The 13,755-nt window shown below is 71.4% G+C and carries 17 protein-coding genes; 14 read left to right on the top strand and 3 right to left on the bottom strand.

Annotated features, from left to right (window positions below; all coding sequences use genetic code 11):
* Positions 1 to 43 precede the first annotated feature (43 nt).
* Positions 44 to 400: an endonuclease domain-containing protein gene (locus tag ACP696_RS18250; protein ID WP_426044143.1), complete on the bottom strand. Its 357-nt coding sequence runs from the start codon at positions 398 to 400 to the stop codon at positions 44 to 46.
* A gap of 132 nt (positions 401 to 532) precedes the next feature.
* On the opposite strand from ACP696_RS18250, the gene ACP696_RS18245 reads away from it, so the two are divergent.
* The 10 genes from ACP696_RS18245 (at position 533) to ACP696_RS18200 (ending at position 6,387) form a co-directional block, all read left to right on the top strand.
* Positions 533 to 1,732, top strand: a complete 1,200-nt coding sequence (locus ACP696_RS18245; protein WP_426044136.1) for a phage portal protein — start codon at positions 533 to 535, stop codon at positions 1,730 to 1,732.
* Positions 1,733 to 1,888: 156 nt separating this feature from the next.
* The gene (locus ACP696_RS18240) at positions 1,889 to 2,137 is read left to right on the top strand and encodes a hypothetical protein (protein WP_426014910.1); all 249 of its coding nucleotides are present in this window, start codon (positions 1,889 to 1,891) and stop codon (positions 2,135 to 2,137) included.
* Positions 2,134 to 2,553: an HK97 family phage prohead protease gene (locus ACP696_RS18235; RefSeq protein ID WP_426014908.1), complete on the top strand. Its 420-nt coding sequence runs from the start codon at positions 2,134 to 2,136 to the stop codon at positions 2,551 to 2,553. The genes ACP696_RS18240 and ACP696_RS18235 overlap by 4 nt, the downstream gene beginning before the upstream one ends.
* Before the next feature lie 157 nt (positions 2,554 to 2,710).
* On the top strand, positions 2,711 to 3,949 hold the full coding sequence (locus ACP696_RS18230; RefSeq protein ID WP_426014906.1) for a phage major capsid protein: 1,239 nt from the start codon (positions 2,711 to 2,713) through the stop codon (positions 3,947 to 3,949).
* Positions 3,950 to 4,087: 138 nt separating this feature from the next.
* A complete protein-coding gene (locus ACP696_RS18225) occupies positions 4,088 to 4,372 on the top strand; it encodes a head-tail connector protein (RefSeq protein ID WP_426044135.1) in 285 nt (94 codons plus the stop codon).
* Complete coding sequence (locus ACP696_RS18220; RefSeq protein WP_426014902.1) at positions 4,369 to 4,785, top strand: DUF3168 domain-containing protein; 417 nt, start codon at positions 4,369 to 4,371, stop codon at positions 4,783 to 4,785. The genes ACP696_RS18225 and ACP696_RS18220 overlap by 4 nt, the downstream gene beginning before the upstream one ends.
* A 154-nt stretch (positions 4,786 to 4,939) precedes the next feature.
* On the top strand, positions 4,940 to 5,356 hold the full coding sequence (locus tag ACP696_RS18215; protein ID WP_426014901.1) for a phage major tail protein, TP901-1 family: 417 nt from the start codon (positions 4,940 to 4,942) through the stop codon (positions 5,354 to 5,356).
* Positions 5,357 to 5,387: 31 nt separating this feature from the next.
* On the top strand, positions 5,388 to 5,678 hold the full coding sequence (locus ACP696_RS18210) for a GTA-gp10 family protein (RefSeq protein ID WP_426014900.1): 291 nt from the start codon (positions 5,388 to 5,390) through the stop codon (positions 5,676 to 5,678).
* Positions 5,675 to 5,860 carry a phage tail assembly chaperone gene (locus tag ACP696_RS18205; protein ID WP_426014898.1) on the top strand — a complete coding sequence of 62 codons (186 nt, stop codon included), beginning with the start codon at positions 5,675 to 5,677 and terminating at the stop codon, positions 5,858 to 5,860. The genes ACP696_RS18210 and ACP696_RS18205 overlap by 4 nt, the downstream gene beginning before the upstream one ends.
* A complete protein-coding gene (locus tag ACP696_RS18200; RefSeq protein ID WP_426014896.1) occupies positions 5,857 to 6,387 on the top strand; it encodes a phage tail tape measure protein in 531 nt (176 codons plus the stop codon). Before ACP696_RS18205 ends, ACP696_RS18200 begins: the two co-directional genes overlap by 4 nt.
* 51 nt (positions 6,388 to 6,438) lie before the next feature.
* On the opposite strand, the gene ACP696_RS18195 is transcribed toward ACP696_RS18200, so the two are convergent.
* Together ACP696_RS18195 and ACP696_RS18190 are read right to left on the bottom strand one after the other, a co-directional pair.
* Positions 6,439 to 6,897, bottom strand: coding sequence for a DUF805 domain-containing protein (locus ACP696_RS18195; protein WP_426044134.1), 459 nt, complete (start codon positions 6,895 to 6,897; stop codon positions 6,439 to 6,441).
* 92 nt (positions 6,898 to 6,989) lie between these two features.
* The gene (locus ACP696_RS18190) at positions 6,990 to 7,964 is read right to left on the bottom strand and encodes a hypothetical protein (protein WP_426044133.1); all 975 of its coding nucleotides are present in this window, start codon (positions 7,962 to 7,964) and stop codon (positions 6,990 to 6,992) included.
* 65 nt (positions 7,965 to 8,029) lie between these two features.
* Between ACP696_RS18190 and ACP696_RS18185 the strand changes: the two genes are divergently transcribed.
* From ACP696_RS18185 to ACP696_RS18170, 4 genes are all read left to right on the top strand, one after another.
* A complete protein-coding gene (locus ACP696_RS18185; protein WP_426014890.1) occupies positions 8,030 to 8,659 on the top strand; it encodes a phage distal tail protein, Rcc01695 family in 630 nt (209 codons plus the stop codon).
* Positions 8,659 to 9,309, top strand: coding sequence for a baseplate hub protein (locus tag ACP696_RS18180; protein WP_426014889.1), 651 nt, complete (start codon positions 8,659 to 8,661; stop codon positions 9,307 to 9,309). Before ACP696_RS18185 ends, ACP696_RS18180 begins: the two co-directional genes overlap by 1 nt.
* 131 nt (positions 9,310 to 9,440) lie before the next feature.
* Positions 9,441 to 9,884, top strand: a complete 444-nt coding sequence (locus ACP696_RS18175) for an NlpC/P60 family protein (protein ID WP_426014888.1) — start codon at positions 9,441 to 9,443, stop codon at positions 9,882 to 9,884.
* A 14-nt stretch (positions 9,885 to 9,898) separates the two neighbouring features.
* Positions 9,899 to 13,717: a baseplate multidomain protein megatron gene (locus tag ACP696_RS18170; protein ID WP_426044132.1), complete on the top strand. Its 3,819-nt coding sequence runs from the start codon at positions 9,899 to 9,901 to the stop codon at positions 13,715 to 13,717.
* Positions 13,718 to 13,755 lie beyond the last annotated feature (38 nt).

Here is a 13,755-nt window from a genome sequence, read left to right as displayed (position 1 = left end):
CCCACCGTCGGCTTCGCCGACACCTCCCCCACAGGGGGAGGACTTAGAAGCGGAAATCCTCCCCCTGTGGGGGAGGTGGCCCGAAGGGCCGGTGGGGGGAGTGTTCCTGCATGTCCGTGCGGATCGCCGCGACCGCGCTATCCACGTCGTCCAGCACCCAACGAGCGGGAATTCGGAGCGTTCGCACACCCCGTTCCGCCATCCAGGCGTCACGGATGGCGTCGCGCTCGGGCTGGTCGCCGACCTCGTGCGCGTAGCCGTCGATCTCGACCGCCAGCCGCGCTGAAACACAGAAGAAGTCAAAGACGTAGGGTCCCATCGGATGTTGGCGGCGAAACTTCAAACCGTCGAGCCGAGACCCCTTCAGGGCTGACCACAGCACTCGTTCCGGCAAGGACATTTCCTTCCGCAGCTCACGCGCTCGGGCCACGTAGGCCTTGGGTTCTCGCATGTCGTTTCACGCCCCCCACCGGCCTTTGGCCGCCTCCCCCACAGGGGGAGGACCTGATGTTGATCATCCTGCATCTATACCATGTTCCCTCTTCGTTCTCAACCTCCGAGGCGCCCCATGCCCCTGTTCAGACGACGACCGCCCCCCGTGGCGCCGGAGGCCAAGGACTCCCGCGCCGCGCGGCTGATCGCCATCACCACGGCGGGCCAACCGCGCTGGACGCCGCGGGACTATGCCGCCCTGGCGTCCGAGGGCTTCGCCAAGAACCCGATCGCCTATCGCTGCGTGCGGATGATCGCCGAGGCCGCCGCTTCGGTGCCGATGACCGTCTTCGTCGACGGCCGCCGCGCCGACGACCATCCGCTGCGCGTCCTGCTCCAGGCCCCCAATCCCGAACAGGGCGGGCCCGACCTGATGGAGGCGTTCTTCGGCAATCTGACGGTGGCCGGCAACGGCTACCTGGAAGCCGCTCAAGGGGGAGAGGGCAGCGACGTCCCCACCGAGCTCTACGCCCTGCGGCCCGACCGGATGACCGTGGTGCCCGGCCCGCGCGGCTGGCCGCTGGCCTATGACTACCAGGCCGCCGGTCGCACGGCGCGGATCGGGCGCGACGCCGCCGGCTGGCTGCCGGTGCTGCACCTCAAACTGTTCAACCCCACCGACGATCACTACGGCTTTTCCCCGCTGGAGGCGGCGGCCTTCGCGATCGACGTGCACAACGCCTCGGGGGCCTGGAACAAGGCCCTGCTCGACAATAGCGCCCGGCCGTCCGGGGCCCTGGTCTACGCCAACCGCGACGCCGGCGACCGACTGAGCGCCGAGCAGTTCGAGCGGCTGAAGGCCGAGCTCGGCGACGCCCATTCCGGGGCCGCCAACGCCGGCCGGCCGCTGCTGCTGGAGGGCGGGCTGGACTGGCGGCCGATGTCGCTGAGCCCGGCCGAGATGGACTTCATCGCCGGCAAGCACGCCGCCGCCCGCGAGATCGCCCTGGCCTTCGGCGTGCCGCCCCAGCTGCTCGGTATTCCGGGGGACGCCACCTACGCCAACTATCGCGAGGCCAACGGAGCCTTCTGGCGCCACACCGTCGTGCCCCTGGCCGAGCGGGCGGCGCGGGCCCTGTCGGTGTGGCTGGCGCCGAAGTTCCCCGGTGCGAAGATTGCCTGCGACCTGGACGCGGTGCCGGCCCTGTGGGCCGAGCGCGACGCCCTGTGGGCGCGACTGGAAGGCGCCAGCTTCCTCACCGACGCCGAGCGGCGGCGGCTGGCGGGGCTGGAGGGATAGTCCTCCCCCCGTGGGGGAGGTGTCGGCGAAGCCGACGGAGGGGGGAGGGATCGGAGGCCAGCCGCCTCCCGGATCAACGACCCCAACACTCCCCCCACCGGCCTTCGGCCGCCGCCCCCACAGGGGGAGGACCTTTCCGATCAACCGGAGACACCCATGACTTCACCCCCGCGCTGGCGGCTGGACCGCCAGGTCTCGGTCGCCCTACTGGTGGCCATCGCCTTGCAGGCCGCTGGCGCCTTGCTGTGGACTGGCCGGGCCAGCGCCCGCATCGACAATCTGAGCCAGCGGCTAGACGCCCAGACCCCGGTGGCCGAGCGCCTGGCCCGGTTGGAGACTCAGGCCGAAGCCACCCGGGCCTCGCTGGCCAGGATCGAGACGAAGCTGGATGGAGGTCAGCCATGAAGGACGACCTCCAAATCCAAGGCCACGCGTCCCTCTTCTGGACCCGCGACCTCAATGACGACGTCACCGCCGCCGGGGCCTTCGCCGCCAGCCTGGCCCGCACCGGCCCGGCCGGGGTCAAGATGCTGCACCAGCACGACGACGCCGAACCCGTCGGGGTCTGGGACGAGATCGCCGAGGACGCCTCGGGCCTCTACGTCCGTGGGCGGATTCTCCGCACGACCCCGAGGGGGAGGCTGGTCGCCGCCCTGGTCGAGGCCGGGGCGCTGGACGGCCTCTCGATCGGCTTCCGCGCGGTGAAGGCCAGACCCGACGACACCGGCCGCCTGCGCGTGCTGCGCGAGGTGGAGCTGTGGGAAGTGTCGATCGTGACGTTCCCGATGTTGCCGGGGGCGCGGCTCAAGCGCGTCGGCTGAGGCCCAGAATTCCTCCCCCCGTGGGGGAGGTGTCGGCGGAGCCGACGGAGGGGGGAGTGATCCGCCGCTCCAAAACTCCCCCCACCGATCGCTTCGCGATCGCCTCCCCCACAGGGGGAGGACCTTCTTTCTGACCTTTCAAAAACCGGAGATCCCCATGAAGGAAACCAAGCAGGCCTTGGCCTCGCCGGAGGCCCGCGCGGCCTTGCACGAAGTGCTGGCGGCGTTCGAGGGCTTTAAGGCCGCCAATGACCAGCGGCTGGCCGCGCTGGAGACCAAGCGGGCCGACGTGCTGTTGGAGGAGAAGGTCGCCCGCATCGACGAGGCCGTCTCCAACGCCCAGGCGCGGCTTGACCGCGTGCTGTCTGACGCCCGGCGGCCCACGCTTGGCGGTGACGCGCCGCTGGCGCGGGTCGACGAGCGCAAGGCCGCCTTCGACCGCTATATCAAGACCGGCGAGACGCCTTCCGCGTCCTTGGCCTCGCTGCTGGAAGCCAAGGGCCTGTCGGAGGGCGTGGCCACAGCCGGCGGCTATGTGGCGCCGCCCGAACTGGAACGCCAGATTCTGCGGCGCCTCCAGGCCACGAGCCCGATGCGCGACATCTGCCAGGTGCGCACCATCGGCTCGGGGACCTTCCGCAAGCCGGTCTCGACCGCCGGTCTTGCCGCCAGCTGGGTGGCCGAGACCGCTGCGCGGCCGGAGACCACCCCGCCGACCCTGGACGTCATCGACTTCCCGGCCGGCGAGCTCTATGCCAGCCCCGCCGCCACCCAGGCCCTGCTCGACGACGCCTATGTCAATATCGACGAGTGGCTGGCCGAGGAGGTGCAGGACGCCTTCGCCGCCCAGGAGACCGCCGCCTTCGTCAGCGGCGACGGGGTCAACAAGCCCAAGGGGCTGCTGGCCTATGTGGCCGCCGCCGACGCCTCCTACGCCTGGGGCCAGATGGGCTATCTGGCCACCGGCGTGGCGGGCGCCTGGCCGGCCACGAACCCGACCGACAAGCTGATCGACCTGATCTATGCGGCCAAGACCCAGTACCGCCAGAACGGCCGCTTCGTGATGAACCGCCGCACGGTCAGCGCGGTGCGCAAGTTCAAGGACGCCCAGGGCAACTACATCTGGAACGCGGCCCTGCAGCCGGGTCAGTCGGCGTCCCTGCTCGGCTATCCGGTCACCGAGATCGAGGCCATGCCCGATGTCGCGGCGGGTAGCCTGGCCCTGGCGTTCGGCGACTTCGAAAAGGGCTATCTGATCACCGACCGGGCCGGGGTGCGGGTGCTGCGCGACCCCTATTCGGCCAAGCCCCACGTGCTGTTCTACACCACCAAGCGGGTCGGCGGCGGGATCCAGAACTTCGACGCCATCAAGCTGCTGAAGTTCGCCGTTTCGTAGGCCCTAACACTCCCCCCTCCGTCGGCTTCGCTGACACCTCCCCCACAGGGGGAGGACTTCGCGACCAAGCTCCTCCCCCCGTGGGGGAGGTGGTCCGAAGGACCGGAGGGGGGAGTCCCTTCCTTTAGGAATCCCAACATGCCCCTCTCCACCACCCTGGCCGAGGCCAAGGGGTTCCTGCGCGTGGCTGACGCCACGGAGGACGCCCTGGTCACCCTGCTGATCGACGCGGCCGAGGCGCGCGTCGCCGCCGCCACGGGCCCGGTCCTGGCCCCCGCCAGCCCCGCGCCCCTGCGGCTGGCGATCCTGACCCTGGTCTCCCACGCCTATGAGCACCGGGCCCAATCTTCCGAGACAAGCGCCGAGCCGCCGCTGGGGCTGGTCGAGCCGTGGCTGGCCCCCTATCGGACGGCGCGGCTGTGAGCGGCCCCGGAAATTTGGGTCCCGACGCGGCCCTGGCCGCCGCCCTGGTCGCCACGCTGAAGGCCGCCCCGGCCGTCACCGTCCTGGTTGGCCAGCGCATCTATGTCGATCCGCCGCGCAGCCCGACCTATCCCTGCGTGCTGGTCGGCCGCCAGGAAAGCCGGCCGGCGGGACCCGACGCCGACGCGCTGGAGCACTTGGTCACCGTAACCGCCGCCTCGCGGTTTGGCGGACCGGAGGAGGCCCGCGCCCTGACCGCCGCCGTTCGCGCCGCCCTGCACAACGCCGCCCCGGCCGTCGAGGCCCGGCGGCTGGTCACCCTGCGCGTGACCTATGCCGACGTCTTCCGCGCCGCCGACCGCGAGCTGTCGCTCGGGGTGCTGCGGGTGCGGGCGGTGACGGAAGGCTCCTGATCCAGACTTGCCCCCACCTGACCGCTTCGCGGTCGGTCCGCCCCCATAGGGGGCGGAGCCCAAGCGCGCGAACTCTTCCCCCTCTGGGGGAAGACGGCCGAAGGCCCGTAGGGGGCAAGTGTTCGCCGCAATCCTCGAAAACCGGAGATTCATCATGGCCGCCCAAGCCGGCAAAGACATCCTGCTGAAGATCAGCGACGGCGCGCCGACGCCGGTCTTCACCACCGTGGCGGGCCTGCGGGCTCGCACCATCAGCCTCAACGCCAAGACCATCGACGCCACCGACGGCGACAGCACCGGCCGCTGGCGCGAGCTGCTGGCCGGGGCCGGCGTGCGCTCGGTCGCCGTCTCCGGCGCGGGGGTGTTCCGCGACGCGGCTTCCGACGCGATGGTGCGCGACAGCTTCTTCGCCCAGACCGCCCGGGTCTGGCGGCTGGTGATCCCCGACTTCATCCAGCTGGAAGGGCCGTTCCTGGTCGCGGCCCTGGAATATGCCGGCGAACACGACGGCGAGGCGGCCTTCGCGTTGTCGCTGGCCTCGGCCGGCGCGGTGACGTTCACGGCGATCTAGGACCCGCAAGTGCGCCAGTGAAAGGACTTCCATGCCCACCCCCAACCCCACTCGCGGCGAAGTCTCCGTGCCCCTGGCCGGGACCCCGCGCCGCCTGTGCCTGACCCTGGGCGCCCTGGCGCGCATCGAGGCCGCCCTGCAACTCGACGACTGGAGCCAGCTGCCCGACCGGTTCGGCCGGATGTCGGCCACCGAGCTGACCGCCGTGCTGGCCGCCCTGCTCGAGGGGGGCGGCGAGGACCCGGATGTGCTGACGGCCCAGCCCGTCACCCTGCCCGAAGCGGTCGCCGCCGTGGCCGCCGCCCTGGCGGCCTGCGCGTGAGCCCGCGCTGGGCCGACGCTCTTCGGCTGGCGACCCTGCGCCTGGCCATCGCCCCCGAGGCCTTCTGGCGGTTGTCGCTGCCCGAATGGCGGGCCCTGACCGAAGCGCCGGCCGCGCTGGTCCTGACGCGGGGCGCGCTTGACGCCCTGCTGAACCGCTTTCCCGACGAGGAGACCCGATGAGCGAGTTCGACCTTGATGGCCTCGACGCCATCCCCGCCCGCGCCACCGAGGCCGCCGCCGCGCTCGCCGCCCTGAAGGCCCCGGCCGAGCAGGCGGCGCGGAGCATAGACGAGGCCTTCGCCAAGGCCGGCACGGGCTTGGTCCGCTCGCTGGCCCACGCCGCCGCCGACGGCAAGATCAGCCTGGCCGAGCTCGCGCAAGCGGTGCTGCAGGCGGTCTCGGCCGGGGCAGGCGGCGGACAGGGGAGCGGCCTGGCGGCGGCCCTGGCCAGCGCCGTCGGCTCCATATTTTCTGGAGCGAGGGCCGACGGCGGGACCGTGAGCGCCGGCGGCGCCTATCTGGTCGGCGAGCGCGGCCCCGAACTGTTTCGTCCCGCGACCGGCGGCGCGATCGAGCCGGTGGGCGGAGGCGGGGTGAATGTGACAGTCAATGTCCAGGGCGGCGACGTCGCTGGCCTGGCCCGCTCGGACGCTCAACTGGCCCAGGCCCTGGCCCGGGCGGTCAGCCTGGGCGCGCGGCGGCTATAGGGATTATTTTCACCGCTCATCCCGGCGAACGCCGGGATGAGCGGCTTATTGTTACACCAGCACCGGCGTCAGCGACGGTTCGCCGTAGCGGTTCTCGTCCCGCTGGCCTTCGGCGGTTCCCACCCACAGGGTGAAGCCGACCAGCACCACCAAGGCGATGGCGAGGCTGACGAACAGGCCGCCGACCCCGGCCAGGGCCAGCAGGCCCGCGTCACCGTTCATCATCTCGGCGGCGATGGCGCCGAAACCGATCGAGATGGCCGAGGCGACCACCAGCACCGGCCCCAGCAGGATCAGCAGCAATTGCCACCAGCCGGTGCGGCCCATGTCGTGCAGGCGCTTGGTGTAGATACAGACGCCCGCGAAACTGGCCGCCAGGCCGATGGCCCAGCCGATCAGCGGAATCCAGCCCGCGACCATGTGCGCGCCCAGCAGCATCAACCAGCCGATCCAGAACGTCTGGCGGCCGATACGGCCCTCGGCGGTGAAGAAAAGCGATTTCCAGTCCATGTCATTCAGCTCCCAGCTTGGGGAGAATTTACGGCCGCCCCGCTCGCGGTTGAAGTGAATTGCAAGTCATGACGCGGGTTTAACTTCGCGGCCTATTCGAGTTGCTGGCCGGGAGGGGCGGGCGAGGCGATTGGCTCCCCTAGCGCCACCCAGATTCCGTAGCCGAGCCAGAACACAGCGAGGACGCCGGCGGCAAGGCTGATCGCCAGCATCCAGATAGCCGGAAAGGCAAGGCTCTCGACCAGCGGTTGGTCGAGAAACAGCCGGTTTCCGAGCACCAAGGCCGTTGAGATCGTGGCGACCGAGAATCCGATCATGGCGATCAGACTGCCTGGTCCGCGCCCCGCGTCACGCAGGCGCTTCAGATACAGACAGATGATCACATAAGAGACGAGCAGGAGCAGGAGAGGCACGCCGCCCCGCCTCACCAAGGCCGTGGAGAACGACAGCATGGTCGGCGCAAAGAACAACGTGGCGTGAAGTGCCAACTCGCCCAACACGAAGGCGCGGCGGCCAGCACGACCGCGCGGGTCCAGAACTACTCTCAGCCAGGTGAACGGGCGCCATTGCTCGGGCGAGAGGGGGCTGATCCCCACCCAGATCGTGAAGCCAAGACCAAGGCCGGCCGTGATCGCCGCGTCGACTGCGATGGGCAGGATCATCGCCACATCGTCGTCGTCAAAGAGATCGTAGATCCACAGTCCTACGAGCCCTTGAACGAGCAATTCAGCCAAACCGAGAGCGATTAGTGGGCCGGCGCTCTTACGAGCGTCGCGCGATCGCTTCAGCATCAGGCATGCCGAGGCGTAGAGACGCGCCGTAGCGATGAGGATCGACGCCACCAGCGCGACGCTTGGAGGGCTGGCCGTATAGACATGACCGGTGATGTCGGCGGTGATAAGGGCCTCGCCGATCGCGGGAAGCACCGCCGACGCCGAGGGAAGACCTAGCGACGCAAGTGCGAAGCTGAGGGTCAGACTGATCACCGCCAGCTGAAGCAGACCGGACCAGAAGGTGCGCCGATCTATCGCGCCGCGCGGATCGAACAGCAGAGGCAAGACAGGCATCAGGCGGCTCCTCAAGACGCCCGCCGAGCATAAGTGAATAATCACTCACACGCAAGGAGCCATCCATGGCCTTCCATGAAGCGCGCCTGCCCGCGCGGCTGGCGTTCGGCTGCGCCGGCGGCGTCGAGCGGCGGACCCAGGTCACGACCCTGGCCTCCGGATTCGAGCGGCGGTCCAGTCCCTGGGCCCAAGGGCGACGGCGCTACCTGATCGGCACTGCGGCGCGACCGCTGGACGACGCCGCCGCCCTGGTGGCGTTCTTCGAGGAACGGCGAGGGCGGCTGCATGGCTTCCGGTTCCGCGACCCGGCCGACTGCCGGTCGTGCGCGCCGTCGGCCACGCCGGCGGCGGCCGACCAGGCGATCGGGGTCGGCGACGGGGGTCGCAAGACCTTCGCCCTGACCAAGACCTACGGGACGGGCGCCACGGCGGTGGTCCGGCCGATCGCCAAGCCTGTGGCCGGCACGGTCAAGATCGCGGTGGCGGGCTTCGTGCTGGGCCCTGCGGCCTTCGCGGTCGATACGGTGACGGGCCTCGTGACGCTCGCGGTCGCCCCGGCCGTGAGCGCGGCGGTCACCGCCGGCTTCGAGTTCGACACGCCGGTGCGTTTCGACAGCGATCGCATCGACGTCACCCTGGAAAGCTTCAACGCCGCGCGGGTCGGCGCCGTGGCCCTGGTCGAGGTGCGGGTCTGATGCGCGCGGTTCCCAACGCCTTGGCCGCCGCGATCGAGAGCGGCGCGGCCAGCCTGTGCCACGTCTGGATCCTGACCCGCCGCGACGGCGTCGTCCTGGGCTTCACCGACCATGACCAGGACCTGATCGTCGAGGGCGTGACCTGCCGGGCCGCCACCGGCTGGACCGCCGGGGCCAGCGACACGGCGGCGGGCTTCGCGCCCGGTCTGGCCACGGCCGTCGGAGGCTTCGACGACGCGGGGCTTTCCGAGTTGGATCTGGCGGCGGGCCTCTATGACGGCGCCCGCGTCGAGTGCCGGCGGATCGACTGGTCGGCGCCGAGCCTGTTCGTACGCCTGTGGCGCGCCACCGTCGCCGCCGCCAAGGTCCAGGGCGGAGCCTTCACGCTGGAACTGGAAGGACCGCTGGCGGCGCTCGACCGCGTGGCGGGCCGCACCTTCGGACGGTCCTGCGACGCGGCGTTCCGTGACGCCCGCTGCGGGCTCGATGCGGCGGCCTTTCCCGGCGCGACCTGCGACAAGCGGTGGGCGACCTGCTGGGAGACGTTCGGCAACGGCGTGAACTTCCGGGGTTTTCCGACGGCGCCGGGCGAGGATTTCCTGACGCTGTATCCGTCCGAAGGCGAGCGCAATGACGGGGCGCGGCGGTGATGGAACACACTTGCCCCCATCTGGCGGCTTCGCCGCCTGTCGCGGCGGGGGGGCGGAGTTTCCGCTGCGTCAGCGGCGGAGCTCTTCCCCCTCTGGGGGAAGACGATCGCGAAGCGATCCGTAGGCGGCAAGTGATCGCCGCCGAAAACGTGGCAAGCCATCTCGCCCTGACCGAAGCCCGCCATTGGCTCGGCACCCCCTACCAGCACCAGGCCAGCCTGCGCGGCGTCGGCTGCGACTGCCTGGGTCTGATACGCGGCGTCTGGCGCGCCCTGCAGGGCGCCGAGCCGGAAACCCCGCCGCCCTATCGCCCCGACTGGGCCGAGCTGGGCGGTCGCGAACTCCTGGCCGAGGCGCTGGCTCGGTCGCTGATCCCGCTGGACCTCGCCGCCGCCCGGCCGGGCGACGTGCTGCTGTTTCGCATGGCCCCCGACGCCCCCGCCAAGCACTGCGCGATCCTGTCGGCGGCCGACCGGATGATCCACGCCTATTGGGGCCGCGCCTGCGTCGAGAGCTGGCTGGGGCGCTGGTGGCGAGCGCGGCTGGTCGCGGCGTTCCGCTATCCGTCAATCTGAAGGAGACTATCCCCATGGCTCAGGTCATCCTTTCCGCCGCCGGCGGCGCGATGTTCGGTCCGGTCGGGGCGGCGGTCGGGGCGGTGCTGGGATCGGTGATCGACCAGGCCGCCCTCGACGCCCTGACCCCGGCGCGCCAGGTCGGTCCCCGTATCCCGGACCTGCGCCTGACGGGCGCCGCCGAGGGCGCGCCGATGGCCGCCGTGTTCGGCCGGGCCCGGGTGGCCGGCCAGGTGATCTGGGCGGCGCGGTTCAGGGAACGCTGGGTCGACGGTCACGCGGGCGGCGGCGGAAAAGGCCCGCGCACCACCAGCGCCGCCTATAGCCTGTCGTTCGCCGTCGCCGTCTGCGAAGGCCCGATTGACGGGATCGGCCGGGTCTGGGCCGACGGCAAGCCGATGGACATGGCCGGCGTCCTCATGCGCGTTCACACCGGCGCCGAGGACCAGGCGCCCGACGCCCTGATCTCGGCGGTGGAGGGGGACGCTCCGGCCTATCGCGGCACGGCCTATGTCGTGTTCGAGGACCTGCCGCTCGGCGCCTATGGCAATCGCCCACCGCAGCTGTCGTTCGAGGTGTTCCACAGGCCGCGCGCCAGCGGCGCGGCTGCGGGACTGGAGGAGCGCCTGAAGGGCGTCTGCCTGATTCCCGGGGCCGGCGAATTTGTCTACGCGACCGACCTGGTCTTGCGCCGCGACGGCCTCACCCGCACGTCGGCCGAGACCCTGAACAACACCGAGGGGCTCGCCGATCTGGTGGTGTCGCTCGATCAGTTGCAAGCGCAACTGCCCAATGTGGACGAGGTGACCCTGGTGGTCGCCTGGTTCGGCGACGACCTGCGCTGCGGGTCGTGCGCGATCCGCCCCAAGGTCGAGACGGCGACCAAGGCGACGATCCCGTTCGAATGGCGGGCGGGAGGCCTCGATCGCGCTGACGCGGCGGTGGTGTCCTCGCATGGCGGAGGTCCGGCCTATGGCGGCACGCCGGCCGACCGGGCGGTGCTGCAGGCCATCGCCGAACTGAAGCGACGCGGGCTGCGGGTGACGCTCTATCCGTTCGTGCTGATGGACATACCGGCCGCGAACGCCTTGCCCGATCCCTATGGCGGCGCGGCCCAGGCGGCCTATCCGTGGCGCGGCCGGATCACCTGCCACCCCGCCGCCGGCCGCGCGGGCTCGCCCGACAAGACCGCCGCCGCGACGGCCCAGGTCTCGGCCTTGTTCGGCGCGGCCACGGCGGCCCAGTTCGGGGCGGCCGAAGGTCTTCCGGCCTATAGTGGCCCGGTCGGAGACTGGGGTCTGAGGCGGATGCTGCTCCACTACGCCAAGCTGGCCCAACTGGCGGGCGGGGTGGACGGCTTCATCCTGGGTTCCGAGCTGCGCGGTCTGACCACGGTGCGCGACGGGATCTCGTCCTATCCAGCCGTGAGCGCCCTGAAGGCGCTGGCGGGGCAGGTGCGCACCCTGCTCGGACCAGCCGCGAAGCTCGGCTATGCCGCCGACTGGAGCGAGTATTTCGGCCACCGGCCCGGCGACGGCAGCGGCGACCTGCATTTCCATCTCGATCCCTTGTGGAGCGACGGCAATATCGATTTCGTCGGCGTCGATTTCTACCCGCCCCTGGCCGACTGGCGCGACGGCGAGGCTCATCTCGACGCGGTCGCCGGCCACAAGGGGCCGCACGACCTCGCCTATCTGAGACAAAGCCTGGCGGGCGGCGAGGGCTTTGACTGGTTTTACGCGAGCGACGCCGCGCGCCTGGTCCAGACGCGAACGCCAATCAGCGACGGCGCCTATGGCGAGCCCTGGGTCTACCGACCCAAGGACCTGCAGGCCTGGTGGAGCCACCAGCACTTCAACCGCCCCGGCGGCGTCCGGGCGGCCAGTCCCACGGCCTGGGTCCCCAAGTCCAAGCCGTTGCGGCTGGTGGAGTTCGGCTGCGGCGCGGTCGACAAGGGCGCCAACGCGCCCAACCTGTTCGTTGACGCCAAGAGCGCCGAGAGCGCCCTGCCGCCGTTCTCGGATGGAACGCGTGACGAGGTCGGCCAGCGCCGGGCGCTGGAGGCGGTGCTGGCCCATGTAAGCGACCCGGCCGCCAATCCCATGTCGCCGGTCTATGGCGGGCCGATGATCGACCGCGCGGCGGCCTGGTGCTGGGACGCGCGGCCCTTCCCCGACTTCCCCGCCCGGGCGGGCGTCTGGGCCGACGGGCCCAACTGGACGCTGGGCCACTGGCTGAACGGCCGGGCCGGGATTGCGCCGCTGCCCGAATTGATCGCCGCCCTGGCTGACCGGGCGGGGGTGACGCTCGATCCGGGTGAGGCCGGCGGCAGCGTGATCGGCTACGTGGTCGACCGGCCCATGCGGCTGCGCGACGCCCTGGCGCCGCTGCTGGGGGCCTTCGCGCTGGACGCCGTCGAGCGGCAGGACGGCGTTGTCCTGGCCGGCCGTTGCGGCCCGCCGGCCTTGACGCTGGGCGACGACGACCTGGCCTGGCCCGAGGATCGCGAGGCGCCGACCGCGACGGGCCGCGCCCTGGCCGCCCCGGTGCGGGCCCTGCGCCTGCGCTTCATCGACGCCGCTCGCGACTACCAGACCGGCTCGGTGATCGTCCGCCGCGAGGTGGGGGAGGGCAACGCCGATCTCGACGTCCCGCTGGTGTTGAGCGCCGCCGAGGCCCGCGCCGTGGCCCGGCGTCGCCTGGCGGCCACCGATCCGCGCGACGCGACCGTCCACCTGTCGCCCCTGGCCGCCCTGCGCCTGGAGCCCGGCGACCGCCTGGCCTTGGACGGCGTGACCTGGCGCGTGGCGCGGGTCGATCTCGACGAGCATCCCCGTGTGCGACTTCTGCCCACGGCCCCACCCGTCGCCCTGGACGGCGACCTCGACTGGTCGCCTGCGCCGCCGCGCGAGACGTCGGGGCCGCCGATGCTGCACATACTGGACCTCCCCGGACAGGATGACGACCGGCCGCTGGTGGCGGTGGCCGCCGCGCCTTGGCGGGCCTTCGACATCCATGCCGGCGCCGGGCTGGCGTCCCTGCGGGCGCGGGCCAGCGCCGCCGTGCCCGCCACGGTCGGAGTCACCCTGTCGGACCTGCCGGCCGGCCCCCTGCACCGCTTCGACCGCGCCAACCGGCTGACTGTCCGGGTGGAGGGCGCCGCGCCTCAGGGCCGCGATCGCTCGGCCGTGCTGGCGGGCGCCAACGCCATCGCCGTGCGCGGCGCGGGCGGGGAATGGGAGGTGATCCAGTTCCTCGACGCCCAGGCGGTTGGCGATGATCGCTGGACCCTGTCTGGCCTGCTGCGCGGCCAGGGCGGCAGCGAGTCGGCCATGGCGGCGATCAATCCCGCCGGTGCGGCGGTCGTCGTACTGGACGCCGCCCTGGCGCGGGCCGACCTGTCGTCGTCGGAGCGCGGCTTGCCGTTGGTCTGGCGCGCGGCCCCAGCCGGCGGCCCGGCCTCGGGACCGGCGATGACCGAGGTCGTCGCCACCTGGCGCGGCCTCTCGAACCGGCCGTGGTCGCCGGTCCGCCTGAAGGTCCGCAATGCGAGCGTCGACTCGCTGGTCAGCTGGATTCGTCGCACCCGCGTGGCCGGCGACGGCTGGGAGGCCGAGGTCCCGCTGGGCGAGGAGCGCGAGGCCTGGCGGGTCGAGATCCTCGACGGCGAAATGGTGGTCCGCACCGTCGAGACCGCCGCGTCTGCCTTCACCTACACCGCCGCTCAGCGGGCCGCCGACTTCCCCGCTGGACCGACCGGCCTGGTGGCTGTCAGGATCGCCCAAGGCTCGGCCCTGTTCGGCTGGGGCGCGTCAAGCAGAGTGTTGCTGTGATATTAATGCAACATAACGCTTGCGCGCGGCGGCAAACG

This window comes from Caulobacter sp. DWR3-1-2 (genome assembly GCF_049896225.1).
In the GTDB taxonomy this organism is placed as follows: domain Bacteria; phylum Pseudomonadota; class Alphaproteobacteria; order Caulobacterales; family Caulobacteraceae; genus Caulobacter.
Note: the sequence above shows the minus strand (reverse complement) of the source record. Positions and strands in the feature narration are given on the sequence as shown.